The following is a 24,829-nucleotide window of genomic DNA, read 5'->3' on the forward strand; positions in this document are numbered from 1 at the left end:
ACCGAAAGGACTGGACAATGAAGTCACCGAGAACAGTCGTGATCGCCGGCATCGCCGCGCTCGCGATGGTGGGCTCGCTCGCAGCCTGCAGCGCCGACGCCTCGAGCGACAGCGGCAAGCTCGAGCTCCGCGTCGCCACCTTCCCGCCCGGCGCCGACCAGGCGGCCTACGACGCCTTCGCCGAGCAGGAGGCGCAGTTCGAGAAGGCCAACCCCGACATCGACGTCGTCGGCCTCGAGTACGAGTGGACCGCGCCGACGTTCGCCGCGCAGCTCGCGGGCGGCAGCCTGCCCGACGTCTTCACGGTGCCGTTCACCGACTCGAAGACGCTGCTCGAGAACGGCCAGCTCATGGACGTCACGAAGGAGATCGACGACCTCGGATACTCCGACAAGTTCAACCCGATCATCCTGAACGAGGTCACGGGCAGCGACGGCAAGCTCTACGGGTTCCCCCGCCAGGCGTACGCCAACGGACTGCACTACAACCGCGACCTGTTCGAGCAGGCCGGCCTCGACCCCGACTCGCCGCCCACCACGTGGGACGAGGTGCGTGAAGACGCGAAGGTCATCGCCGAGAAGACCGGCAAGGCGGGGTACGCGACCATGGCCGCGGGCAACACCGGCGGCTGGCAGCTCTCGGTGCAGGCCGACTCGCGCGGGGCCTCGCTGCAGACCGACAACGGCGACGGCACGTACACGTCGACGATCGACAACGACGCCACGAAGGCGACCCTCGAGTACCTGCACGACCTCCGCTGGGAGGACAACGCGATGGGCTCGACCTTCGACCTCGACTGGGGCAGCATCAACCAGGAGTTCGCGGCCGGCAACATCGGCATGTACACCTCCGGTTCCGACGTCTACACCGCACTCGTGCGCGACTTCGGCATGAGCCCCGACGTCTACGGCCTCACCGTCATCCCGACGGAGGACGGCGGCGGCGTGCTGGGCGGTGGCGACATCGCCGTCATGCCCCCGACGCTCGATGCCGACACCAAGGCCGCCGCGGTCAAGTGGATCGACTGGTACTACATGCAGAAGCTCCTGAACGAGGACGCCGCCGTCACCGACGCGAAGGCGCTCGCCGCCTCCGACCAGGCCGTCGGCACGCCCGTGCTGCCGGTGCTCGACAAGGACACCTGGGACCAGCAGCAGGAATGGATCGCGCCGTACGTCAACGTGCCGCAGGACCAGATGACCGGGTTCTTCGACGGCATCTTCGAGCAGACCCCCGTGGGCGAGTTCAAGGGCCAGACCCAGCCGATCTACGCCCTGATGGACAACCTCGTGCAGGCCGTGCTGACCGACCAGAACGCCGACATCGACGCGCTGCTCGAGCAGGTCGACGTCGACGCGCAGGCCCTGCTCGACGAGTAGCGGCCGAGCGGATGCCGCGGGGCGGCCCCCGACGCCCCGCGGCGCCCGTTCGACCACCGGACACCCGACCTGAAGGATCACCGATGACCCTCACCGCGAAACCCGCGGCGGCATCCCCGCCCGCCGCCGTGCCCGGGCCGCCCGCGGCATCCGCTCGTCCGAAGCGCGCCCGTCGCAGCCCGCTGACCTGGATCCGCGGCGGCGGTGCCTGGAACCTCGCATTCCTCGCGCCGATGCTCATCGTCTTCGGCGTCTTCAGCTGGGGCCCGATCGTGCAGTCCGTGATCATGAGCTTCCAGAAGACGAACCTCGTGACTCCGCCGGTCTGGGTCGGCCTCGACAACTTCGCCCGCGTGCTGAGCGACCCGAACCTGAGCACCGCCGTGCTCAACACCCTCTACTTCGCGGGCCTCGCGCTGCTCTTCGGCTTCCCGCTGCCGATCATCATGGCCGTGCTCATGAGCGAGGTGAAGCGCGGCAAGGGCCTGTACAGCGCCCTCGCCTACCTGCCCGTCGTCGTGCCGCCGGTCGTCGCGGTGCTGCTGTGGAAGGTGTTCTACAACGCCAGCCCCGACGGCGTGTTCAACACGATCCTCGGCTTCGTCGGCATCCCGCCGCAGCCGTGGCTGCAGTCGTCGGCGACCGCGATGCCGTCCCTCGTGATCGAGGCGACCTGGGCGGCCGCGGGTGGGTCGATCATCATCTACCTCGCCGCCCTCATCGCCGTGCCGCCCGAGCTCTACGACGCCGCCGAGGTCGACGGTGCGAGCATCTGGCGCAAGATCTGGCACGTCACGCTCCCGCAGCTGCGCGGCATCCTCTTCATCATGCTGATCCTGCAGGTCATCGGCACCGCGCAGGTCTTCCTCGAGCCGTACCTCTTCACCGGCGGCGGGCCGAACAACGCCACGCTCACCGTGCTGCTGCTCATCTACCGCTACGCGTTCCAGAACAGCCTCGGCGGCGCATACGGCGAGGCCACCGCGCTCAGCCTCATGCTCGCGATCTTCCTGGGCCTGCTGAGCTGGCTCTACTTCAAGCTGACCGACCGCTGGAGCACGAATTGACCACCCCCGGAACCGCCTCCAGCCCCGCCGCCTCCTCGGCCTCGGTGCCGCTGCGCGCGCGCCTCGCCCAGCTCACCCGTCGTCGGCAGGGGGAGAGCGCCGCCGACGACAGTGCCGACCGCGGCATCCTGAGCGAACACGACCGCAAGCGCGGCGGGGTGCGCGTCTCGATGTCGACCGTGCACGTGATCCTCTTCGTCGGGCTCGTGGTCGCGGGCCTCGGGCCGCTCCTCTGGCTCGCGAAGGCCGCGATCACGCCGACGCAGGACACGCTCACCCAGCCGTTCGCACTGTGGCCGAACGGCATGGACTGGGAGAACCTGTCGGCCGCGTGGAACGACATCCACATCGACCGGTACTTCTTCAACACGCTCGTCGTCGCCGCCGGCTCGTGGTTCTTCCAGGTGTTCATCGCCACGACCGCCGGGTACGGGCTCAGCGTGCTGCGACCGAAGTACGCGCCCATCCTCAACGCCCTCGTGCTCGCGACCCTGTTCATCCCGGCGGTCGTGCTGCTCGTGCCGCTCTACCTCACGATCCTGCACCCGCCCGTGATCGGCGTCTCGATGCTGAACACGTACTGGGCGGTCTGGCTGCCCGCCGCCGCGAACGCGTTCAACATCCTGCTCATGAAGCGGTTCTTCGACTCGCTGCCGAGGGAGGTGTTCGAGGCGGCACGAACAGACGGAGCCGGGCCGCTCCGCGTGTTCTGGTCGATCGTGCTGCCGATGTCGAAGCCCATCATCGGCGTCGTCTCGGTGTTCGCCGTGATCGCCGCCTGGAAGGACTTCCTCTGGCCGCTGCTCGTGCTGCCCGACCCCGCGGTGCAGCCGCTGTCGGTGCGCCTGCCCGCCGTGCAGTCGCAGACCGAGCTCGACGTGTTCCTCGCCGCGCTCGCGATCTCGACGCTGATCCCGGTCGTGCTGTTCCTCGTCTTCCAGCGGCTGTTCCTGCGCGGCGCCGGTCTCGGCGGTGCGGTCAAGGGGTGAGCGGATGCCGCGGGTCGGCCGGCCGCGTCCGGGCGCGGCGATCGGGCGGTACGGATGCCGCGGGTCGGCCTCGACTCGTCCTCGGAGCGGATCGCGTCCTCAGGCCCGAAGCGGATCGCGGGTCCGCCTCGCCTCCGCAGGCCCGGTGCCGACCGAGGGCTCGGCTCGGATCGCGCGCTCGATCGCGGCGAGGCGCTCCTCGTGGGTGAGGGTCCCGCCGAAGGGGGAATGGCGTCGGAGCTCCCTCCCGAGGACGGACGGCTCGAGCATCGTGTCGATGAGCGTCTCGATGTCCCCTGAGACGAGTTGCTCCCACAGGTCGAGCCAGCTCCGGGCCAGATCCCGGTTGGTGATCGCACGGAGGCGCTCGATGTTCTCCATCGCGCGTGCGCGCACGGCGCCGGGGGAGGCGCGGATCCGCTCAGCGACGGCTCGGTGGAGCTCGAGCGCCACCAGGTCGCCGCGGCGAGCGGGATCGCATCCGAGGTGGAGACTGAAGCCCATCGCCTCGAGCGCGCGGCTCAGGGTTCCGACCCCGATCGTGCCGTCCCGTTCGGATGCCTCCATGCGGGAGATGGTGCTGGTGTTGACGTCGAGGCGCTCCGCGAGATCGCGCATGGTCCAGCCGACGGCGCGGCGCGAATCGGCGATCAGCGTGGACATCGAGCGAATCCCTCACCGCTCGAGCCGCCCGACGAGTCGGGGGTCACCGCCAGCCGCATCGTCATCGATGCACGAGAAATGGTCGCCGGGCTCATCTCAGCCGCGTCCACGCTGCCGCTGCTTCATTCGTCCAAGCCAACCCGCAGGTCGGCCGCCGTTCAAGTCGTCCAAACGGAGGACTTGCTCCGATTCATCCTGACCGCTATTCGACGTCACGGTTGCGGAACCCGATGAAGTATCCGAGGACCAGGACCGCCACCGCGTATCCGAGCAGTACCAGCGAACCCTGCCACCAGTCGAGATTGGCGACCATCGAACCGTCGAGCGTCGACGGCGGCGGCCAAGCGATGGACATGCTCGCGGACCCGGGCAGGAAGCGACCGAAGGACCGGAACCATTCGTTCTCCCCTGAGACGGTCGTGAGCACCGGTTCGAGGATGAGCGTGAACGCGAGCACGACGACAATCGCGATCGTCTGGCTCCGCACGAGGAACCCGAGCCCCACTCCGATGAGTGCCCAGAGCACGAAGACCAGCGGCGTCCGCAGCACCACGCCGCTCGTCTCAGGGTCGTCGAGGTAGGTCGGCTGGCCGAGAGCGGCGAGCACGCCCCCGACGGCGATGAGCGCGATGAGCGCACCGATCGCGCCGAAGAAGAGTCCGAAGCCGAGCGCCGTCGACGACTTCGCGATCATCGTCAGCCCGCGAGAGGGCATCGCCAGGAGGCTGCGGGCGATCGTGCGATGGCGATACTCGGCCGTCACGATCAGCGTCCCGAAGAGCAGCGGAACCAGGTATCCCATCCGGGCCGGCACGCTGTAGAGGTAGTTCACCGGCAGGCCGCTCGGGTCGCCTCCGCTCGCGGCGATGCCGCCCGCGACGTTGTAGGAGGACAGCACGCTGAAGCCGCCGAGCACGACGGCCAGCACGATCGCCAGGATCCACCATGCCGGCGTGGTCACGGCCTTGGTGGTCTCGACCCTGAGCTGGTTCGCGAGGTCAGGCATGCGCGAAGCCTCTCTGCTCGGATCCCACCAGGTCGAAGAACATCTCCTCGAGGCTTCGGGAGTACGGCTCGACATGGGTCAGCTGCACGCCCGCCTCGAACGCGAGACCGGAGATCTCGGAGGTCTCGAGGCCGTGGACCAGGATCCAGCCGCCCTCGCGGACGTCGCATCGGTGGCCCGTCCGCTCGAGCAACGCGAGCAGTTCCACGTCGGATGGGGTTCGCACCCAGACGGCGGACTCGGTCTCACCTCGCCAGCTGGCCATCGAACCCGATCTCAGGCACGACCCGTGATCGATCACGACGACGTCGTCGACGAGGTGGGAGACCTCGTTGAGCATGTGCGAGGAGAGGAGGATCGTCTTGCCGTGGTCGGCCTGGTAGCGGAGGAAGTCCCGCAACCACGCGATGCCCGCCGGGTCGAGCCCGTTGGTCGGTTCGTCGAGCACCAGCACCGGCGGATCTCCGAGCAGGCATTCGGCGAGCGAGAGCCGCTGCTTCATGCCCAGCGAATAGCCTCGTACCGGCCGGCGGGCCGACTCGGTGAGGCCGGTCAGCTCGAGCACCTCGTCGACTCGGCCGCGCTCGATCTTCGCGGCCATGGCCTGGATGCGCAGCTGATCCCGTCCGGACCGCGCCGGGTGGAACCCGTCGGAGTCGAGGGCGGCGCCGACGGTGAGCTTCGGGTTGGGGAGCTCGCCGAACGTGCGGTCGCCGAACGTGGCCGACCCGGTCGTCGGTCGACACAGGCCGAGGAGGATCCGAAGGGTCGTGGTCTTGCCTGCGCCGTTGGGGCCGAGGAACCCGGTGATCCGGCCCGGTTCGACGGTGAAGCTGACATCGTCGACCGCCAACCGGCTGCCGAACCTCTTCGAGACATTGCTGACCACGATGGGCGTGGGTACTGCTGGCGATCTTATTCGATCTGACTGATTTCGCACCGGAATGAGCCCCCAGAACTCGAGTACCTAGCTTGCGTTCTCCCGGAACGTACACGAGCGCGCATCGACGGGGCAAGAAGTCCGCGGTACATGCGAAGGGGTGCATGCACTCTGGTGCATCGACTTCACCGATCGCTTGAACCGCAGGTTCCCCATCGTTACCGTGTCACCCTGACGGGGGTCAACGGGGCCGCCTGCGTGATCGATAGCGAGGTGTACAAGTGACAAGAGCTGTACTCGAGTGGCGAGAGCCACTGGTCCGCGAGGCGGACGCCACCCACCCATCAGGCATCGTCGAGTTGAGCGACTCCGACATGGAGATGCTCGACGGTGGAACGGGCTGGGCCTGCGCCACGGTGAGCATCGGAGTCGGCATCTCGCTGGCATGGTGTTCGCCGGGCGGCACGTTCTGCGGTTCGTGCACCTTCGGCACGTCCGGCTGCTGTCGATAGGGGGCCGATGATGTCTCTCGTGGATTCCTGGAAGGACGCCGACCGAGGTCGAAGCGTCCATCACCCGTCCGGCGTGGTCGACCTGGCCGAGCTCGACGAGCTGGAGATGGACGACGCGGCCGGAGTCGGAACCAATCCCCTCGGCACGTTCGGCTGCTGCTGGTGCGTCCCGTGGTGGTCGGGCTTCACCGTGTGCGGTGCCGTCTGCGGAACCGTCTGCAAGTGGTAGCACGGCCCGTGGGGGCGGTCGATCAGCGCTGCCCCCATGGGTCGCTTCGAGATCCGAAGGGGAAGAACTGATGATCGAGACCTGGCGCCTCGCCGAATCGGCGGCCGAGCGGGGGCCCGTCGCGGGCTACGGCGGATCAGACACCGAACTCGCGTCGTTGCGATGGAACCGATGGCAGCAACTGCCGGTGTTCAGGGACGATCGGCTCAGCCGTGAGGAGAAGGTGGCCCCGCTGGGCGTGACCACCGAAGAACTCCTCGGCCTGCTCGGATCGGTGCCCGCCGATGGCGAGGCGGCATCGGAGGGGGCCTGGCCGGACTGGCTGACGTCGTTCCGCGAGCTCTGGACGATCGGCGCCTCCGTCGAAGGCGACGTCGAGGCGGACTCCTTCGGCATGTTCGAGGTCGTGCGACCGCTGGTGCTCGGCGCCCAGGCGCAGCTCCGCGAACGACTGCGCGTCAGGAGCGCTCGCAGTGCATGCCCCGAGGCGCTTGCGAAGAGCCTCGTGCAGGCGCTCGCCTCCGCGCTGCCGGTCAACGACATCTCGTCGGTCTGCAGTCGCACCATGATCCTCGAGGTGAACATCGCCCGCGAGGAGGGCTCCCTGTCGGGTGCGACGTCGGAAGAACGCTTCGCGGCATATGTCGAGACGCTGCGCTCGCCGTCGTCCCGGCTCGAGATCCTGCGCGAATACCCGGTCATGGCCAGGGCCGTCACGGAACGACTGCGCTTCTGGATCGAGCGGAGCACCGACTTCGCGGAGGCCTTCCTCGACGATCTCCCCGCGATCGCCGATCGCTTCTGGGGCGGGCGCACTCCGAGCTCGCTCCATGTCGAGTTCGGTGGCGGCGACAGCCACCGCGAGGGTCGGTCCGTCGCGATCGTCGAGACGGATCTCGGGCGTGTGGTCTACAAGCCGCGGCGCAACGATCTCGACCAGGCGTTCGATGCGGTCATCGCGTGGTTCAACTCGACCCATCCCCGCTACGAGCTGCGAGCGGTGCGCCACGTCGCGAGAGACGATCACGGCTGGTTCGAATTCGTCGACGGCGACGCCGCCACCGACATCGACGGCGCCGACCGGTACGCCTGGCGGCTCGGCGCGCTCACGGCCCTGCTCCACTTCCTCCGCGCGACCGACTTCCACTACGAGAACATCGTCGCCGTCGGCGACCATCCGATCGCCGTCGACCTGGAGGCGCTCCTCCACGTCGACAAGGAAGCGGCATCCGTCGGCAACGCCATGGTCCGCAACGTCGCGACCGAGTTCCTGACCGCATCGGTGTACTCGATCGGGGTACTGCCGACCAAGCTCGTGGCGACCGTCGACGGCAAGGCCGTGATGACCGACATCAGCGCGATCGGAGCGCGCGGCGACCAGAACGGGATCATCGCGGTGCCCTTGGTGCATGGCGACGGAACCGACGAGGTGCGCATGGAATCCGGCGTTCCGGTGATGCCCTCGCGGCCGAACTCGCCGAGAGGCGAGGGCGAGCGATTCAACATCGTCGAACGCGAGTCGGCGTTCACCGAGGGCTTCTCCACCGCCTTCGCGAGCGTGATGGACGGCAAGTCCGACTGGCTGCGCGAAGGCGGACTCCTCGACGGGTTCCTCGATACCAGGAGCCGGTTCATCTCCCGGCCCACCGCGCTCTACGGCAAGGTCCTGATCGACTCGTATCATCCGGACTTCATGCGCGACGCCCTCGACCGGACGATGTGCCTCGGCAAGCTGCTGGGAGGCTATGTCGGCCGACCGGACCGGGCGCAGATGATCCGCGCCGAGATCGCGGACCTCACGGTCGGCGACATCCCGTTCTTCGAGGTCCGCGCGTCCGACGGCGTGGTGCTCCACGGGCTCGATGATCACGAGGTGGGTCGGCGAGAGCTCGCCCCCCTTCCTGCGGTGAGGGAGTTCGTGGCTCGCACGAGCCAAGCCGACCTCGCGCCGCAGTTGCGCGTGATCCGCTACACGTTCGCGTCTGCGCGCATCAGGGAGGGCGACCAGCCGTCGTCGCCTCAGCCGGCCGAGGAGTTCAAGGGGGTCGTCTCGCCCGACGGCAAGCGATCCGCGGCCGTCGAGGTGGCCGACGCGATCATCGACCTCTCGGTGACCGACGGCGAACAGCGCGGGTGGTTCGGGCTCGGCTTCGTCAGCGAGCGGTGGTGGAATCTGGCGGCGCTCGGCGTCGACCTCTACTCCGGAACATCGGGTATCGCCATGGCGCTCGCGACCATCGGGGAGTTCCACGCCCCGGCGAGGAAGGTTGCCGTCGAGTTGTTCGACCAGTTGGCGGAGACCGCCCGATCCGTCTCGACGCTCGCGATGCTCGACGTCGCCCCCGAGAAGCGGACCGGCTTCGACTCCGGCGCGTTCGGCCTGCTCTCCGGCCTCATCTACGCGCTCTCCCATGGCGCCGTCCGATACGGCGACGACGAACTGCGCGCCGCGGCCGAGGAGCTGATCCCGGCATTGCGGATCCTCGTCATGGAGGACGCGCACCACGACGTCGTCGCCGGGAACGCCGGTGCGATCCTGAGCCTGCTCAGCCTGGCCGAGGCGGGCGACAGCCCGGATGCACTCGAACTCTCGCGCCTGTGCGCCACGCAGCTCCTCGCCGCGGCGACCATCGATGGCGACGCGATGTCCTGGCCGTCCGCCTTCAACGCCTCCCCACTCGTCGGGCTCTCCCACGGGGCGGTCGGCGTGGCACTCGCGCTCAGTCGCCTCCGCGAGCAGATCGGGGATCCCGATGGGGAGTACACCCGCGCGATCGAGGGGGCGCTGGCATTCGAGCGGCAGCATCACGATCCCTCGACGGGCGACTGGGCCGACCTGAGGGACGAGAGCATCGGTGCGCAGTTCCAGATGCGCGCGTGGTGCCACGGCAGCCCCGGCGCTGTGCTCGCCCGCGCGGAGCTGCTGGGTTCAGGACTGTCCGAACCCCTCGAGTCGGCCGTCGTCGAGGAGATCGCAGCCGGCGTGCGTGCGACCCAGGAATCCATCGGCGTCACGACCGGCCTCCCCTTCGGCCAGGGCAGCGACTGCCTCTGCCATGGCGACATCGGGAACCTCGTCATCGCCGAGACGGTCGCCAGGACCTGGGGCGAGCGGATCCCCGCGGATCGCGAGGTGCGCGAGCGCGCCTGGTCGGCCATTCTCGCGAGGGCCGAGGAACGGGGCTGGCAATGCGGCATCCCGAGCGATGCCGAGACCCCCGGACTCATGACGGGACTCAGCGGCATCGCCTGGGGGCTGGCCTTCTCGGCGGATCCCGAGCATGAGCCGAACATCCTCGCACTCGAAGGTCCGGGCGTGCTGGCGAGGCGGAACGGGCACGGCGAATGACGGTGACGCCCCTCGCGACGCCCGGGATCGTCGACTTCGAGCTCAGGATCCATCGCCGATGGATCGTCGCCGCGGCCCTCGCCCTCACGGCGTGCGGGCTGTATCTCAGCATGATGCCGATGGCGACGAGCGCCCAGGTGGCCATCATCGCCGCGCACGACGAGCGGATCAGGTTCGGCGGACTGCAACTGCCTCACGTCGAACCCGACGACGAGATCGGCCTGACCACCTCCGTCGGGTCGTTCCGGGGCCGGGTGCTCTCGACCTCGCCGATTCCGGACTCGAACGCGATCGAGGTCACGATCCGCCTCGAGGACCGCCCGTCCACGCTGCCCGAACTCGGCTCCTCGGCGATCGCGAAGTTCCCCGAACAGCCCTTCATCCAGGTTCTGGTGCAACGACGATGACCGAACCTCGGCGTCGGCCGCGCAAGATCCGAGCGGTCGTCCAGTCGACCGTTGCCGAGTGCGGGCCCGCGTGCCTGGCGATGGTCGCGACCGCGCTCGGCCGCTACACCTCCATCCGCGAGATCCGCGGTCAGATCGATACGGGTCGAGATGGCGCCAGCATGCGCCAGCTGGCCGAATTCGCCCGCTCCAACGGCTTCGATGCGCGCGCGTACCGGGTCCAGTCCGCCGAGGACCTGACGCAGGTTCCGCTGCCCGCGATCTCTCCGTGGAAGCGCAGCCACTTCGTCGTGGTCGAGCGCCTGGATCGTGACTCGGTCAGCATCGTCGACCCTGCACTCGGGCGTTCGTCGGTCACGCCCGAGGAGTTCTGGGAGGACTTCGGCCGTGCGGCCCTCGTCCTGACCCCGAACGAGTCCTTCGTGCGGGTGCCGAGGCCGCCGTTGAACTTCCTGAGGTTCGTGCGCCCGTACATTCCGCGGTCGCCGTTCCGCATCGGGGCGATCGCCGTCCTGGCGCTGCTCCTGTTCGGGCTCGTGCTCGTTCCGCCGGCGATCATGCAGTACATCTTCGACAGCGTGATCCCGGGCGACGAGCCATCGGCGCTCGGGCCGATCCTCTTCGGCGTGGCGCTGCTCGGGGTCGCCTACCTCGCCTCGTTCCTCGTGAGGTCCGAGCTGCTCCTGTGGCTCGAGACGAGGCTCGACGCCTCCCTCATGGGCGACTTCCTGCAGCATCTGCTCGCACTGCCGTACAAGTACTTCCAGGTTCGGCAATTGGGCGACATCCTCGTGCGCGTCTCGAGCACCGCCTACGTTCGCGACGTCCTGAGCAGCCGACTGCTCTCGCTGATGATCGACTCGCTCTTCGTGATCGGGTACGTGTTCGTCATCTCGTTGCAGTCCACGGCGCTCGCGCTCGTGGTTCTCGTCATCGCGGCGATCCAGATCGCCGTCGTCCTGTCTGCGACGCGGCGGGCGCAGGCGCTCACCGAGCGCGAGCTCGCCGAGATGTCGAACGCGCAGAGCGTCCTGCTCGAGACCGTGAGCGGGATCGAGATGGTCAAGAGCACCGGCCTCGAGGACGAGGCGCTTCGGCGCTGGTCCGTCGACTTCACGAAGCAGCTGCAGGCGTCGGTGGGTCGGCGGCGACTCGACAACCTCGTCTCAGGACTTCTCGCGGGGGTCGGCTACCTCACCCCGGTCCTCTTCCTCATCGTCGCGTCGGTGTTCGTGCTGACGCGGGAGATCACGGTCGGGCAAGCCGTGAGCCTCAACGTGCTCGCCGGAGCGGCCCTCGCTCCGATCGCGGCGCTCGGGGCTGCCCTGCAGTCGCTCCTGACCGCGAGGGTCCATCTCGAGCGGTTGCGCGACATCCTCGACGAGCCGAGCGAGGAGGTGGGCGCAGACCTGCCGCCGGCCGAGATCTCCGGCGCGGTGCAGGTCTCGGGGGTGAGCTTCGCCTACGGCTCCAACACATCGAACGTGCTCGAGGACGTGAGCTTCGACGTGAGGCCGGGCGAGTTCATCGCGATCATCGGGCCGAGCGGATCGGGCAAGAGCACGCTGGCGAGGGTGCTCGTCGGACTCCTGAGACCGACCGAGGGCACGGTCGGGTTCGACGGCACCGGGCTCGGAAGCATGAACCTGCGCAGCGTGCGCAAGCAGCTCGGCATCGTCACCCAGGCGTCCGATGCGGTGAGCGGCACCTTGCGCTCGAACATCCGGTTCGGTCGTCTGTGGATCACCGACGAGGCCGTCGTGCACGCGGCGACGATGGCGGGCCTCGCGGGCGACATCTCGCGCATGCCCCTCGGTCTGGAGACGCCGCTCGGTGAGGCGGGCCTCGGTCTCTCGGGCGGTCAGCTGCAACGCTTGGCGATCGCTCGAGCCGTCGCCGCGTCGCCCCGCATCCTGCTGATGGACGAGGCGACCAGCCACCTCGACGCGCGAACCGAGTACGAGGTCTGCCGCAACCTGGCGACGCTGGAATGCACGCGAGTGGTCATCGCGCACCGCCTGAGCACGATCGTCGACGCCGACCGCATCCTCTACCTCCAGAACGGACGGGTCGAGCTCATGGGCCGGCACGACGAGCTGCTCTCCGAGCCCGGGTACGCCGACTTCTTCGCCCGACAGTCCTCCGCACTAGCCTGAAGATCGAGAAGCCGACTGAATGGAGCAGCACATGATCAAGCCGATCGAGATCGTCATCGTGGCGGTCGCAATCCTCGGATTCGTCGCGAACGCGGTGCTGTTCGGGGCAGCGCCGTTCACCTACCTGTTCTGGGTGGTCGCCATTCTCGCGCTCGTACCCGGGTGCGTGCGATGGGTGCGCGCACGACGGGCCGCATCGAGGGAGTGAGTCGGGTGCGGTCGGCACAGCTGACGGATGTCGCAGGGCCGGCGTAGGCTGCCCGGCGTGGAGCATCCCCAGGTCGTCGACCCGCGGCATCCGCTCGTCGAACGCGTGCGGAGCCTGTGTCTCGCACTGCCCGAGGCCGTCGAGGTCCAGGCATGGGGGCGGCCGACGTTCCGCGCTGCGAAGCCCATCTTCACGTATGTGAGTGCCCACATGGAGCGGCCCTTCTCGATCGTCGTGAAGACCGATCCCGACGAGCATCGCGCGCTCGTGCAGGACGATCGCTTCTACGGCGTGCCGTACTTCGATCGCAACCACTGGGTGGGCACCGACCTCGACGCTGCGCACACCGACTGGCAGCTGCTCGCCGAGCTCATCGAGACGTCGTATCGACAGGTCGCCCTCAAGCGCCAGCTTGTCGCGCTCGATGCCCAGCGACCCGGTGCTGAGGGCTCGCTGTGAACCATCGGGGTGGCCTTCGCTCGATTGGCGCGAGCGCACGGTCTGGGATAGAGTAACGGGGTTGCCTGCTGCTGGACACAGCCCAGAAGACGACACAATTGAAGATCTGCGCCCGTAGCTCAACGGATAGAGCATCTGACTACGGATCAGAAGGTTGGGGGTTCGAATCCCTCCGGGCGCACTTGCATTGCAAGAGAACTGGTTGAGACAGTACAGAAGGCCCCGTCGCAAGACGGGGCCTTCTGCTTTCGGCTCGTGCGCCGATCACCCCGACGGGTTGTCGATGGGTGCGCCTTCGGGGTCGGTTCCGTCGTCGAGGTTCACGTCTTCGGGCCGCGTCGGCTCGGCGCTCTTCGGCAGGCCTGAGCTCTCGCCTTGCTCGGCACCGGCGTTCCGGCCCTCGTCGTCGCCGCCTACGGTGTTCCGGCCCTCGTCGTCGGGATCGCCGCCCGAGGCGGTGTCGGTGTCCTCGTGCGGGTCTTCGGTGGCGTGGCCAGTGGGCGTGCCGTCGCCGAGCTGCTCGGTGTAGCGCTTGCGTTCCTCGGAGATGTCCGTCGACCCGTCAGGGGAGTCCGACGGCAGCGTGGGGGGGTCGATGTCGCTCATGAGCCCGACCGTACGCCCGCGACGCAGTCGTCGCCACGGGCTTGACACGCGTCGCCGAGGGCTTGAACGGGTAAGGCCCCCGATCAGCAGATCGGGGGCCTCTGTTCGAGTGATGCGAGCGAGCGGATGCCGCGGGGCGGCCGTCGCGCGTGCGTCGGGTCAGCGGTTCTCGCCGCCCGACGGCCCGGCGTTCTCGGCGACCAGTCGCTCGTCGCCGCCGTCGGCCTCGATGGAGGACGCGGCGAGCTCGGCCTCGAGTCGGCGGTCGGCGCGCAGCGTTCGGACCGCGTAGGCCACGGCTGCAGCCCAGATCACGGCGATGGCGATGAGCACCGAGTTCGTGACGAGCGGCGACGCCTCGGTCACGATGAGGATCGTGCGGGCGTTCGTGAAGACGATCAGGCCGCCGACGAGCGAGCCGAGCAGGCGCGGGGGCAGCTTGCGCACGAGCCAGGCGGCGAGCGGTGCAGCGAGCACGCCGCCGATGAGGAGCGCGAGCACCCAGCCGAGGTCGAAGCCCTCGGCGCCGAGGCCGATGAAGAAGCCGATGCTGGCGGCGACCGAGACGAGGAACTCGCTCGTGTCGATCGAGCCGATGACCTTTCGGGGCTCGATACGGCCCGACGCGAGCAGGGCGGGCGTGCCGACCGGGCCCCAGCCGCCGCCGCCGGTGGCGTCGAGGAATCCGCCGATGAGGCCGACCGGTGCGAGGAACCGCAGGCGAAGCGGCTTGGCCGAATCGACCTTGGGCAGCGCGCGGAACGTGAAGCGCACGAGCAGGTAGACGCCCAGGGCGAGCAGGATGCCGGCCATGAGCGGCTTCGCGGCATCCGTCGACAGCGACGACAGCACGGTCGCGCCGAGGAACGCGCCGATCGCGCCCGGGATGCCGATGCGGAGCACGACCTTCCAGTCGACGTTGCCGAAGCGCCAGTGCGAGGCGCCGGAGGCCAGGGTCGTGCCGATCTCGGCGAGGTGCACCGAGGCGCTGGCCGCGGCGGGGTTCGCGCCGATCGCGAGCAGCAGCGTGGTCGACGTGACGCCGTACGCCATGCCGAGCGCGCCGTCGACGAGTTGGGCGGCGAACCCGACGAGCGCCAGGAGGACGAGGGTCTGCATCACGCCTTCTTTCCGAGTAGGGAGTCCCTGAATGGGAACGGATCAGCCGCGAATCTATGGGGGTCGCGCGGAGCCGACAACCGACATGTCGAACCAAGTCCGTTCGTGACGAAGCACGTCGTCACATGGGAATTCGCTGTCCGGCGGTCCGACGCGGTGGTTGCCGGTCTCCGGCCGACTCGAACGCGCTCGGCTCGGTTCCGACCGACGCTGCGCGCATGGCCGTCGAGGTGCGGAGATCGGTCTCCGGATCCTGTGGATTCGCTGTGCAGCATCCCTCGCGATGCTGCCGGATCTTTGCAGTACCGGTCTCGCCGGTTACGCTCGGTGGAACTTGTGATGGAACGCCGACCGCGAAGGCTCGGGACATGGCCGCACGGTTCTCAGGGGGTCTGGGGTGGCGTCGGCGATGACGACCACCGACATCGACGAGCGTTCGAGGGTCGGTGCTGCGGGGGGCGATGCCCGGCTCGCGCCCTTCGGCGACCCCGCAGACCATCGACGGCCCCCCCAGCGGCGCGATCCCGCGGCCAGACGGGATGCCGCGGCCAAGCGCCGCGAGGCCCGTCGGCGTCTCGACGGACTCCGCGACCACGTGACGGCGAGCGTGATGCGCCGCGTGCTCGCGATCCTCGTCGCGCTGTTCCTGGGGGTGGCCGTGTTCCAGCTGTTCGCTCCGCGGTTGGGCGCCCCGATCGATGCCGCGTGGCACGACCGTCAGGCGGGCGCGATCCTCATCGGGGCGTGCGCCGCGATCGGCGTCTTCGTGGCGCTGACGATCGCCTCGGCGTCGCGCTCGGGAGTCGAACTGCTGCACCGGCTCGGCATCCATTCGACGCCCGAGAACCGGGCGGTGCTCGCGGCGGGGTCGTGGTTCGCCGCTGCGGCGCTCGGCGTGCACTTCTCGGCCGCGGCGTTCAACCCCGTGCCCGGCGGCCAGTGGGCGGTCGCCGTCGTGCTCGGCGGCGGACTCGCGCTCGCCGTCTTCTGCCTGCACCGGGTCGCGGTGCACGATCATGCGTACCGCACCTTCAACCTCGCCGCGCTCACGCTCGCGGCCGGTTCCATCGCGAGCATGAGCCTGACCGGAACCGGCTCGTGGTGGGCGCTGAACTTCAGCACGCTCGGCACGACCGACGACGCGGCCGCGTTCTCGTTCAACGCCGGCGCGGTGCTCTCGGGGCTCGCCATGGTGCTGTTGGCCCGGGCGTTGACGAGCGGACTCGCCGCACCGCGGTACGGCGCATCGGCCGGAGGCATCCGCGTGGTGCGGGTCTGCATCGTGCTGCTCGGCCTCTGCCTCGCGGGCGTCGGACTCGTGCCGATCGACACCGCGACCGACCTCCACAACGCGTTCGCCCTCGGAGCCGCGGTCTGCTTCGCGGTGCCCGCGGTGGGCCTGCGGCTGCTCGTGCGCGCTGCGCCGCTCCGACTCGTCGTGCTCTCCGTCGCGTTCGTGCTGGTCGAGGCCGCCGCGATGGTGCTCTACGACGGCCTGCACGTCTTCAGCCTCACGGTCTTCGAGATCATCGCGTTCTCGCTCATCTTCGTCTGGCTCATCGCGCTCACGGTCATGTCGCGCGAGCCGGGCACCATCAAAGCCACGGCGACGGATGCCGCGGGCGCGGCGCTCGCGGCCCTGCACGTCGCTCAGCGCGGCGTCTCCCGCGGGGTGAAGGTGCTGCGCGTCGAGTTCCCGGTGATACTGGCTCAAGAGCGGAAGCCGGATGACACCGCCCTGGAGCACGTGCCGAAAGCGAGAGGGATCCCACGATGAGCGATGCAGAGTCCGTCGACGAGGTCGTCGAGATCGTGCGAGAGGATGCCGCGCGTCGCTACGTCGTGACCGTCGACGGCGTTCAGGCCGGCGTCGCGGTGTTCGTGGCCTCGCCTTCGGCCGTGACCTTCACGCACACCGTCGTGGATCCGGCCTTCGGCGGCCGCGGCATCGGCGGCCGGCTCGCGAAGTTCGCGCTCGACGACACGGTGGCGCGCGGACTCCGGATCGTGCCGCGCTGCCCGTTCATCGCGGCGTACCTGCGCGAACACCCCGGCTACGAGGCATCCGTCGACTGGCCCTGAAGTTCGCTCATTTACCCCTCATTCGGGGCACTGTGCGCGGCGCCGCACGGGGATAGCATTCGAGCAGACCAGAGTCGGCCCGAAACCGGCCGGTCCGCCATGTGCGGGTCCGGGGACCATGACATGACTGCTATTTCCCTCTGGATTGCCTCGCCGAGCTCAGTTCGGGTCGCTCGGCAGGGGGAGGCCTCCAGAGAGGCCGCGGTGGGGCGGGAGGTAGGGTTCCCGTCCCACTGTCATGCCCGCTGACGAAGCACGTCGCTGACGCGTCATGCCTCAGTCGCGGGTGTCGGGGCCTTCGCCGACCAGCGGGTCCGCGATCGCCAACCGCATGCGTCGACACAGGTCGGTGAGCGCCACGAGCTCGTCGTCTCCGAGCCCGGCACCGACGTTCCGCTCGATCGCGTGCATGTGCTCGATGGCGACGCGGCGGTACAGCGAGAAGCCGTGGTCGGTCATCGCGACGATCGTGCCGCGACCGTCGTCGGGGTCGGGCGACTTGGTGACGAGCTCGCGGGCCGCGAGCCGGTCGAGCATGCGGCTCACGCTCGGCTGGCTGATCAGCACCGAGCGGTTGAGGTCCTTCAGGCGGAGCCGTCGGCCAGGTGAACGCGAGATGTTGAAGAGCACGTCGTACTCGTTGAGCGAGATGAGCTCGGTCGGGAACGTGTCGGCCAGGGCGCGCATGACGGTGACCTGTGCTCGGAACAGGGATTCCCAAGCGCTGACGGCGATCACTCGGTCGGCCACGCGACTCCTTCGGCTCGATGGGCGGCGATCGAGTCCGGATGCGGTGCAGGGTCGCGTCGCAGGACTCCTGACCAGAATAGGCAACGGCACGCGAAATGGGCGATCGGCCACCGGGTTTCGCCCGAGTCCGGAAACGGATGAGGGCCGGACGTAGAGGCTGACGTCCGACCCTCACCCTTGCACCAAGAGTGTCCTGCAATCACATTCCACACCGACCGCCACAGCAAACAGTCGGTGCACAACCGAATATATAACGGATAGGTAACGGGCGCTAGTTATCAATCTGTGATTTTTCGGAAACCTTCCGATGAGTCTCCGCTGACCTCCCGAACGCGAGGCGGACTCACATGCTGGGGAGGTGCATGCTCGAACCGCGACGGCCCGCGGCGCGTGATGCGCGGCGGGCCGTGGAGCGGTTCTCGGGCGAGCGGTGCGCTCAGCAGGGCGGTGCTCAGTAGAGGTCGGGCGAGGGCGTGGAGGCCTGGCGGATCGACACGTCGGCGTGACGGTCGAAGCGGTAGCCGACGCCGCGCACGGTGCGCACGATGTCCTGGTAGTGCGCGAGCTTGGAGCGCAGGCGACGCACGTGCACGTCGATGGTGCGCTCGCTCGGCACCTCTTCTTCGCCGGCCCACAGGTTGTCGATGAGCTCGTGGCGGTCGATCGTGCGGCCCTCGCGGAGCACGAGGAACTGCAGCAGCTCGAACTCCTTGTAGGTGAGGCCGGCCGGCTCGCCGTCGAGGAGTACGCGCTTGCGCGAGATGTCGATGATGACGCCGTTGGGGTGCCGGTCCGCGTCGGCGCGGGTTTCGCCGGCGTCGCGCTGCTTGGCGAGCGCCGCCGGGTCCTGGAGGGCGAGTCGCACGACGTCGACGTCGCGACCGCCGGCACCGGCCGGAGCCAGGGCGACGGCGGCGTAGGTCTCAGCCGACGGGGCGATCTCGCCGGTCAGCGCACGGAGGGCTTCGACGATGCGGTGCAGCGTCGTGCCGTCGACGTCGGCCTTGGTCTCGTCGATGCCGACGTAGAGCACGAAGCCACGGGCCTCGGTGCCTTCGGGCACGGCGCGGACTCGGGGAGCGCGGTCTACGAGCGGCGCGGCCGGAGCGGAGCCGGTCGGAGCCTGCAGAGGGGCCGCGCTGCGGATGGCCGAGCCGCTGATGCGGGGAGCCGCGGTGAGCGGGGCCTCGGTGCGAGCGGTGGCGGTGGTGCGGACGGGAGCGAGAGCGAGAGACATGATGGATTCCTTGCGAGAAGAAGGTGCAGCGAACACCCCGCAGGACGGGGTGGAGCGATGGCCGAGAAGGGGCCGGTGTGCGAACCCGGGTGAACGGGGTTCGAGGAGTCGCTGCCGAGCGAAGAGGAGATCGGCTACGGCGACTCGGCGGTCAGGTCGCGGTCAGCGGCACATTCGACAACACATGGAAACACGCGCCGACATCATCATGTCGGTCGTCCTGAGGGCCTCGTGGGCGATCAGGGTGCGTGCGGTGTCAGTCATGAGCGATAGTCAATCCGACGGGTCGGGATGTGTCAATCCGTGACGGTCGCGTGACGCCTCGTGACGACGCAGACGGTGCAGGCCGCCCCCCGGCATCCGGCAGGATCAGCCAACCCGAACCCTGCGACAGAAGAACCTGCGAAATCTGCGGCTCGAAAAAAATCTTCTCCGACTGAATCTCGGCATAGGGCGAAACAGCCGAAGATCCTTCGGAAGGCGGGATGGATGTCGCGCAGCATAGCCGGTGCGAGACGCGCACCCCGTACGTGCTCGACGGCCCTCACCGACGAAGGCTCGGCCGGTCGGTGCGAGCGGAGACCGCGACCGACGGGCCGAGCCCGGAGCCGATGGATCAGACGGTGCCGTAGAGGCGGTCGCCCGCGTCGCCCAGGCCGGGCACGATGTAGCCGAGCTCGTTCAGGCGCTCGTCGAGTGCGCCGAGCACGATCGTGACGTCGTGACCTTCGAGCTCCTGCTCGAGGAACGCCAGGCCCTCGGGCGCCGCGAGGATGCAGATCGCCGTGACATCCGTCGCGCCGCGCTTCAGCAGGAACTCGATGGCGGCCGCGAGCGACCCGCCCGTCGCGAGCATGGGATCGAGCACGAAGCACTGCCGGCCGGTGAGGTCGTCGGGCAGGCGCTCGGCGTACGTCGTCGGCTCGAGGGTCTCTTCGTTGCGAGCCATGCCGAGGAACCCGACCTCGGCCGTGGGCACGAGCTTCGTCATGCCCTCGAGCATGCCGAGCCCGGCGCGGAGAATCGGCACGATGAGCGGACGCGGCTCGGCGATGCGCACGCCCGTGGTGGGCGAGACGGGCGTCTGGATCTCGACCGGCTCGACCTTCACGCCGCGCGTGCCCTCGTATGCGAGCAGCGTCATGAGCTCTTCGACGAGCGCCCGGAACACCGGCGACGGCGTGTTCACATCGCGGAGGACCGTCAGCTTGTGGGTGATGAGCGGGTGGTCGGCAACGTGGACTCGCATAGGCTCGAGTCTAGTTTGCGGCGTCGCCGCAGAGGGAGGGCCGATGGAGCAGCAGATCCATCGCGAATGGATGCGGGCCGCGCTCGCCGAGGCCGCGCTCGCGCCCGCGACGGGCGACGTGCCGGTCGGCGCGATCGTCGTCGACGCCGCGGGCCGGGTCATCTCCGCCCGGCACAACGAACGCGAGCTCACCGGCGACCCGACGGCGCACGCCGAGGTGCTCGCGCTGCGAGACGCGGCGTTCGCGCACGGGGAGTGGCGGCTCGAGGGGTGCACCCTCGTCGTCACGCTCGAGCCCTGCGTGATGTGCGCCGGCGCGATCCTCGCGGCCCGCGTGCCGACCGTGGTCTTCGGAGCCTGGGACGACAAGGCCGGTGCGGCCGGCTCGCTCTACGACGTGCTGCGCGACCGGCGCCTCAACCACCGCGTCGAGGTCTACGCGGGCGTCGAGGCGGAGGTCGCTGCGGCGCAACTGCTGGACTTCTTCGGCGCCGCAGAGCACCGTCCGCCGCAGGTCTAGCTACGCGGCGGTGCGGGCACGGGCGGCGATCCCGTCGAGGTACTCGCCGAGCAGGGCTGCCGACGCCGCCTCGGCCGGCGCGCCGTACGACGCGCGCTCCTCGCGCAGGCGCTCGGTGGTGAGCCCGTAGGCGGGCAGCTCGTCGCCCCACGCGGTCAGCCAGTCCTCGTGGATGCCGGCGGTGACCTCGGGGTGGAACTGCACCGCGAGCAGCCACTCGTCGCGTCGGAACGCCTGGTTCTCGTACTGGGGAGAGCCGGCGAGCCGCTCGACGCCCTCCGGCAGGTCGAACGTGTCGCCGTGCCACTGCACGGTCGGCACTCCGGCGAAGTGCCGCACGGGGGAGGCGGCGCCCGCCGCGGTCGGCGCGACCTCGAGCCAGCCGACCTCCTTGCGCTCGCCGGCGTACACCCGGGCGCCGAGGGCCGCGGCGAGCAGCTGCGCTCCGAGGCAGACGCCGAAGATCGGCGCCTCGGCCTCGATGCGCGCCTGCAGCAGCCGCAGCTCGTCGGCGAGGTAGGGGTACTGGTCGGTCTCGTACGCACCCTCTTCGCCGCCGAGCACGACGACGAGGTCGGCCGCGAGCGGGTCGATCGCGGCGACATCCGTCGCCGGGGCGTCGACCGTGACGACGTCGTAGCCGCGCGCCTCGAGCGTGGGCCCGAGGTTGCCGAGGCCGATCGTGGAGTCGTGCCGCAGCACGAGGGCCGTGCGACGGAAGGATGCCGCGGCATCCGTCATTCGAGGCCCTTGATGACGATCGCGTCGGTGGGCGGCGCGACGAGGTTCGGGTCGAGGTAGACGTCGGGCTCGATGTAGATGATGCGGGCCGACGGCACCGCCGTGCGGATGCGCTGCTCGATGACGTTGGTCGCGGCGGCGACCTCGAGCAGCGGCTGGTCGGAGGTGAAGCCCAGCTTGGCGGCGACGAGCAGCTCGTCGGGGCCGAGGTACAGGGTCTTCATGTGGATGATGCGCTCGATCTCGGGACCGGCGTTGATGGCGGCCTCGATCTTCGAGACGTCGTCGTCGGTCGCGCCCTCGCCGACGAGCAGGCTCTTCGTCTCGACCCCGAGGATGACTGCGACGAGCACGAGCAGCGTGCCGATCGCGAGGGTGCCGACGGCGTCGAACGTCGGGTCGCCGGTGATCACCGTGAGGCCGACGCCGAGGAGTGCGAACACGAGACCGGTGAGGGCGGCGACGTCTTCGAGCAGCACGACGGGCAGCTCGGGGGCCTTCGCGCGCCGCACGAACTGCACCCAGCTCTGCGCGCCCCGCAGCGGGTTCGACTCCTTGATCGCGGTGCGCAGCGAGAACGACTCGAGCACGATGGCGACCGCCAGCACGAGCAGCGGCAGCCACGCGTTCGTGAGCTCGTGGGGGTGCGTCAGCTTCTCGATGCCCTCGTAGATCGAGAACACGCCGCCGACCGAGAACAGGATGATCGACACGACGAAGGCGTAGACGTAGCGCTCGCGGCCGTAGCCGAACGGGTGCTCCTTGTCGGCCGCCTTCTTCGCCTGGCGCCCGCCGAGCATCAGCAGCAGCTGGTTGCCCGAGTCGGCGACCGAGTGGATGGCCTCGGCGAGCATCGAGGCGGAGCCCGAGAAGAACCACGCGATGAATTTGGTGATGGCGATGCCGAGGTTCGCGAGGAATGCCGCGACGATCGCCTTGCTGCCGCCTGATGCGCTCATGCGCCAATCCTAGGATGGGACGCATGCCTGACCGACCCCGCTTGACGTTGCCCGCGATCGCCTTCCTCGGAGCGGGTTCGATGGCGAGGGCCGTGCTCACCGGCCTGCTGCAGCCGCACGTCGAGATCGACGGCGGCATCCGCGCCACGAACCGTTCGGCGGCCAACGCGGCCTCGCTCGCCGAGCTCGACGGCGTCACGGCGTTCGCCACCGAGACGGATGCCGCGGCCAACCGCACGGCCGTCGCCGGCGCGAAGATCGTGGTCGTCGCCGTGAAGCCCGCCATGGTGCCCGACCTGCTGCGCGAGATCGCCGACGCGCTCGAGCTCGACGCGGTCGTCGTCTCGGTCGCCGCAGGCGTCACCGTCGCCACGTTCGAGTCGCTGCTGCCGTCGTCGGTTGCCGTGATCCGGTCGATGCCGAACACGCCCGCACTCGTCGGCCGGGCCGTCACCGGCGTCGCCGCCGGCACGCGCTCGAGCGACGCCGACCTCGAGCTCGCCGTGACCCTCTTCGAGACCGTCGGCGACGTGATCGTCGTGCCTGAAGCGCAGATCGACGCGCTCTCGACGATCTCGGGCTCCGGCCCCGCCTACGTCTTCTACCTGATCGAACAGCTCACGGCCGCCGCCGTCGCGAAGGGCTTCACGCCCGAGCAGGCAGCGCTCATGGTGCAGGGCACGTTCCGCGGCGCGAGCGAGCTGCTCGCCGCCTCCGACGTCGACCCGACCGAGCTGCGCCGCCGCGTCACGAGCCCCAAGGGCACCACCGAGCGGGCGGTCGCCGTGCTCGAGGGCGCCGGGCTCGAGCAGATCTTCGCCGAGGCGACGGATGCCGCGCTCGCGCGCGCCCGTGAGCTGGCGGCGGGGGCGTGAGCACGGCGGTGCCGACCCCGCCCGTCGTGCCGCTCGCGCCGCTCGACTTCAGCGGTGAGCCGCGGTTCGCGTGGCGCGGCGTCATGCTCGACGTCGCCCGGCGGTTCCGCCCGATGCCCGAGCTGCGGCGCTTCGTCGACCTGCTCGCCGCGCACCGCATCACGGTGCTGCAGCTGCACCTGACCGACGATCAGGGCTGGCGGTTCGAGGTGCGGGCGTATCCGCGGCTCACCGAGGTCGGCGGTCGCCGCTCGGAGTCCCAGCTCGGGCACGGCCCCGACTCGACGCTCGACGGCGTGCCGCACGAGGGCTGGTACTCGCAGCGCGAGCTGCGCGAGCTCGTCGCGTATGCGGCCGCCCGCGGCATCCGCGTGGTGCCCGAGGTCGACGTGCCGGGTCATGCCAAGGCGATCCTCGCGGCATACCCCGAGTTCGGCGTCGGCGACCCCGACGACGTGCGGGCGCGCAACGCCGAGCCGTGGACCCGCTACGGCATCAACGACGAGGTGCTGAACGTCGAGGATGCGACGATCGAGTTCGTCGCCACCGTCTTCGACGAGCTCTGCGACGTCTTCGACGCCGACGTCGTGGGCTTCGGCGGCGACGAGGCGCAGAAGGTGCGCTGGCAGGGCGATGCCCGCACGCGGCAGCTGATGGCCGAGCGGGGCCTGGCCTCGGTCGAGGAGCTGCAGTCGTGGTTCCTCGCGCAGGTCGCCGACCGCCTGCGCGAGCGCGGGCGGCGTGCCGTCGGCTGGGACGAGATGCTCGAGGGCCGCGACCCGGCGCCCGACGCGGTCGTCGCCTCGTGGCGCGGGCCCGTCGGCGCCGAACTCGGCGCGCGCCTCGGCCACGACGTCGTGCTCTGCCCCGACCTCTGGACCTACTTCGACTACCGGCAGTCGGATGCCGCAGACGAGCCGATCCCGGTCGGCACCGTGCTCTCGCTCGAGCATGCGGCCTCGTTCGATCCGCTCGGCGACGACGCGGCGGCGTCGGCCGCGTCATCCGTCGTGCGCGAGCGCGTGATCGGCGTGCAGGCCAACGTCTGGACCGAGCACCTCGACACCCGCGAGCGACTCGACTACGCGGTGTTCCCGCGGCTGGGGGCGTTCGCCGAGGTCGCCTGGCACGGGCACTCGCTCGACTGGGCGTCGTTCAGCTCGCGGCTTCCCGACTACCTCGCATGGCTCGAGGAGCAGGGCGTCGACTTCCGCCCGCTCGACGGCCCGCGGCCGGACCAGCAGCGACCGGGCGTTCCGGGGGTGCCGCGCGAGCGGGCGGCGCGCATCGCCGAACTCGAGGAACTCACCGCCGGTCTCGCTCCGCCGGTGCTCGATTCGTCGCGTGAGTGAGCACGACATGACCGGGCTCATCGCCCGGACCTGCG

The 24,829-nt window shown here is 69.5% G+C and carries 24 protein-coding genes and 1 tRNA gene; 15 read left to right on the forward strand and 10 right to left on the reverse strand.

All coding sequences use genetic code 11. The features are described from left to right. Window positions 1-17: 17 nt before the first annotated feature. The 3 genes from ATC03_RS01440 to ATC03_RS01450 all read left to right on the forward strand — a co-directional run bounded on the left by ATC03_RS01440 (window position 18) and on the right by ATC03_RS01450 (window position 3,435). Window positions 18-1,379: an ABC transporter substrate-binding protein gene (locus ATC03_RS01440; protein ID WP_067872235.1), complete on the forward strand. Its 1,362-nt coding sequence runs from the start codon at window positions 18-20 to the stop codon at window positions 1,377-1,379. Between the two features lie 83 nt (window positions 1,380-1,462). Next, entirely contained in the window at window positions 1,463-2,446 is a 984-nt protein-coding gene (locus tag ATC03_RS01445) for a carbohydrate ABC transporter permease (protein WP_179947893.1), read from the forward strand. A 50-nt stretch (window positions 2,447-2,496) separates the two neighbouring features. After that, the gene (locus ATC03_RS01450; protein WP_227820308.1) at window positions 2,497-3,435 is read left to right on the forward strand and encodes a carbohydrate ABC transporter permease; all 939 of its coding nucleotides are present in this window, start codon (window positions 2,497-2,499) and stop codon (window positions 3,433-3,435) included. A 99-nt stretch (window positions 3,436-3,534) separates the two neighbouring features. Here the strand turns inward: ATC03_RS01450 and ATC03_RS01455 are convergent, their stop codons facing one another. The 3 genes from ATC03_RS01455 to ATC03_RS01465 all read right to left on the reverse strand — a co-directional run bounded on the left by ATC03_RS01455 (window position 3,535) and on the right by ATC03_RS01465 (window position 6,044). Further along, window positions 3,535-4,098 carry a helix-turn-helix domain-containing protein gene (locus ATC03_RS01455; RefSeq protein WP_067872238.1) on the reverse strand — a complete coding sequence of 188 codons (564 nt, stop codon included), beginning with the start codon at window positions 4,096-4,098 and terminating at the stop codon, window positions 3,535-3,537. A 202-nt stretch (window positions 4,099-4,300) separates the two neighbouring features. Then, window positions 4,301-5,104, reverse strand: a complete 804-nt coding sequence (locus ATC03_RS01460; protein WP_067872241.1) for an ABC transporter permease — start codon at window positions 5,102-5,104, stop codon at window positions 4,301-4,303. After that, window positions 5,097-6,044, reverse strand: a complete 948-nt coding sequence (locus ATC03_RS01465; protein ID WP_227820194.1) for an ABC transporter ATP-binding protein — start codon at window positions 6,042-6,044, stop codon at window positions 5,097-5,099. Before ATC03_RS01465 ends, ATC03_RS01460 begins: the two co-directional genes overlap by 8 nt. A 471-nt stretch (window positions 6,045-6,515) precedes the next feature. On the opposite strand from ATC03_RS01465, the gene ATC03_RS01475 reads away from it, so the two are divergent. From ATC03_RS01475 to ATC03_RS01505, 7 genes are all read left to right on the forward strand, one after another. Beyond that, window positions 6,516-6,725 (forward strand): hypothetical protein, encoded by a 210-nt coding sequence (locus ATC03_RS01475; protein ID WP_198168726.1) that lies wholly within the window; start codon window positions 6,516-6,518, stop codon window positions 6,723-6,725. Window positions 6,726-6,795: 70 nt separating this feature from the next. Next, on the forward strand, window positions 6,796-10,074 hold the full coding sequence (locus tag ATC03_RS01480; protein WP_067872247.1) for a type 2 lanthipeptide synthetase LanM family protein: 3,279 nt from the start codon (window positions 6,796-6,798) through the stop codon (window positions 10,072-10,074). Continuing rightward, window positions 10,071-10,481, forward strand: coding sequence for a hypothetical protein (locus tag ATC03_RS20450; RefSeq protein ID WP_067872250.1), 411 nt, complete (start codon window positions 10,071-10,073; stop codon window positions 10,479-10,481). The genes ATC03_RS01480 and ATC03_RS20450 overlap by 4 nt, the downstream gene beginning before the upstream one ends. Next, window positions 10,478-12,637, forward strand: a complete 2,160-nt coding sequence (locus ATC03_RS01490; RefSeq protein ID WP_067872253.1) for a peptidase domain-containing ABC transporter — start codon at window positions 10,478-10,480, stop codon at window positions 12,635-12,637. The genes ATC03_RS20450 and ATC03_RS01490 overlap by 4 nt, the downstream gene beginning before the upstream one ends. A 31-nt stretch (window positions 12,638-12,668) precedes the next feature. Beyond that, a complete protein-coding gene (locus ATC03_RS20455; RefSeq protein ID WP_156997172.1) occupies window positions 12,669-12,845 on the forward strand; it encodes a hypothetical protein in 177 nt (58 codons plus the stop codon). Window positions 12,846-12,902: 57 nt separating this feature from the next. Next, on the forward strand, window positions 12,903-13,304 hold the full coding sequence (locus ATC03_RS01500; protein WP_067872260.1) for an MmcQ/YjbR family DNA-binding protein: 402 nt from the start codon (window positions 12,903-12,905) through the stop codon (window positions 13,302-13,304). A gap of 108 nt (window positions 13,305-13,412) precedes the next feature. Next, window positions 13,413-13,485: transfer RNA gene (locus ATC03_RS01505), tRNA-Arg, on the forward strand. An 83-nt stretch (window positions 13,486-13,568) separates the two neighbouring features. On the opposite strand, the gene ATC03_RS01510 is transcribed toward ATC03_RS01505, so the two are convergent. Together ATC03_RS01510 and ATC03_RS01515 are read right to left on the reverse strand one after the other, a co-directional pair. Beyond that, window positions 13,569-13,910: a hypothetical protein gene (locus ATC03_RS01510; protein ID WP_067872263.1), complete on the reverse strand. Its 342-nt coding sequence runs from the start codon at window positions 13,908-13,910 to the stop codon at window positions 13,569-13,571. 159 nt (window positions 13,911-14,069) lie between these two features. Continuing rightward, a complete protein-coding gene (locus tag ATC03_RS01515) occupies window positions 14,070-15,029 on the reverse strand; it encodes a sulfite exporter TauE/SafE family protein (protein WP_067872265.1) in 960 nt (319 codons plus the stop codon). Window positions 15,030-15,438: 409 nt separating this feature from the next. On the opposite strand from ATC03_RS01515, the gene ATC03_RS01520 reads away from it, so the two are divergent. Both ATC03_RS01520 and ATC03_RS01525 read left to right on the forward strand, forming a co-directional pair. After that, window positions 15,439-16,806 (forward strand): hypothetical protein, encoded by a 1,368-nt coding sequence (locus tag ATC03_RS01520; RefSeq protein WP_152030821.1) that lies wholly within the window; start codon window positions 15,439-15,441, stop codon window positions 16,804-16,806. After that, window positions 16,803-17,111 carry a GNAT family N-acetyltransferase gene (locus tag ATC03_RS01525; RefSeq protein WP_067872271.1) on the forward strand — a complete coding sequence of 103 codons (309 nt, stop codon included), beginning with the start codon at window positions 16,803-16,805 and terminating at the stop codon, window positions 17,109-17,111. The genes ATC03_RS01520 and ATC03_RS01525 overlap by 4 nt, the downstream gene beginning before the upstream one ends. A gap of 276 nt (window positions 17,112-17,387) precedes the next feature. On the opposite strand, the gene ATC03_RS01530 is transcribed toward ATC03_RS01525, so the two are convergent. The 3 genes from ATC03_RS01530 to upp form a co-directional block, all read right to left on the reverse strand. Further along, the gene (locus ATC03_RS01530) at window positions 17,388-17,861 is read right to left on the reverse strand and encodes a MarR family winged helix-turn-helix transcriptional regulator (protein WP_067872274.1); all 474 of its coding nucleotides are present in this window, start codon (window positions 17,859-17,861) and stop codon (window positions 17,388-17,390) included. 451 nt (window positions 17,862-18,312) lie between these two features. Next, window positions 18,313-19,098: a winged helix-turn-helix domain-containing protein gene (locus ATC03_RS01535; RefSeq protein ID WP_074400959.1), complete on the reverse strand. Its 786-nt coding sequence runs from the start codon at window positions 19,096-19,098 to the stop codon at window positions 18,313-18,315. A 616-nt stretch (window positions 19,099-19,714) separates the two neighbouring features. After that, a complete protein-coding gene (gene upp / locus ATC03_RS01540) occupies window positions 19,715-20,347 on the reverse strand; it encodes a uracil phosphoribosyltransferase (protein WP_067872277.1) in 633 nt (210 codons plus the stop codon). 43 nt (window positions 20,348-20,390) lie between these two features. Between upp and tadA the strand changes: the two genes are divergently transcribed. After that, a complete protein-coding gene (gene tadA / locus ATC03_RS01545; RefSeq protein WP_067872280.1) occupies window positions 20,391-20,867 on the forward strand; it encodes a tRNA adenosine(34) deaminase TadA in 477 nt (158 codons plus the stop codon). On the opposite strand, the gene ATC03_RS01550 is transcribed toward tadA, so the two are convergent. Both ATC03_RS01550 and ATC03_RS01555 read right to left on the reverse strand, forming a co-directional pair. Then, window positions 20,868-21,608, reverse strand: coding sequence for a glutamine amidotransferase-related protein (locus tag ATC03_RS01550; protein ID WP_067872283.1), 741 nt, complete (start codon window positions 21,606-21,608; stop codon window positions 20,868-20,870). Further along, window positions 21,605-22,567: a cation diffusion facilitator family transporter gene (locus tag ATC03_RS01555; protein WP_067872286.1), complete on the reverse strand. Its 963-nt coding sequence runs from the start codon at window positions 22,565-22,567 to the stop codon at window positions 21,605-21,607. Before ATC03_RS01555 ends, ATC03_RS01550 begins: the two co-directional genes overlap by 4 nt. 23 nt (window positions 22,568-22,590) lie before the next feature. Here ATC03_RS01555 and proC point away from each other — a divergent pair, with 23 nt between their 5' ends. Together proC and ATC03_RS01565 are read left to right on the forward strand one after the other, a co-directional pair. Next, window positions 22,591-23,442 carry a pyrroline-5-carboxylate reductase gene (proC, locus tag ATC03_RS01560; RefSeq protein WP_067872289.1) on the forward strand — a complete coding sequence of 284 codons (852 nt, stop codon included), beginning with the start codon at window positions 22,591-22,593 and terminating at the stop codon, window positions 23,440-23,442. Further along, on the forward strand, window positions 23,439-24,794 hold the full coding sequence (locus ATC03_RS01565; RefSeq protein WP_067872291.1) for a beta-N-acetylhexosaminidase: 1,356 nt from the start codon (window positions 23,439-23,441) through the stop codon (window positions 24,792-24,794). Before proC ends, ATC03_RS01565 begins: the two co-directional genes overlap by 4 nt. Window positions 24,795-24,829 lie beyond the last annotated feature (35 nt).

Source organism: Agromyces aureus (assembly GCF_001660485.1).
GTDB classification, from domain to species: Bacteria; Actinomycetota; Actinomycetes; order Actinomycetales; family Microbacteriaceae; genus Agromyces; species Agromyces aureus.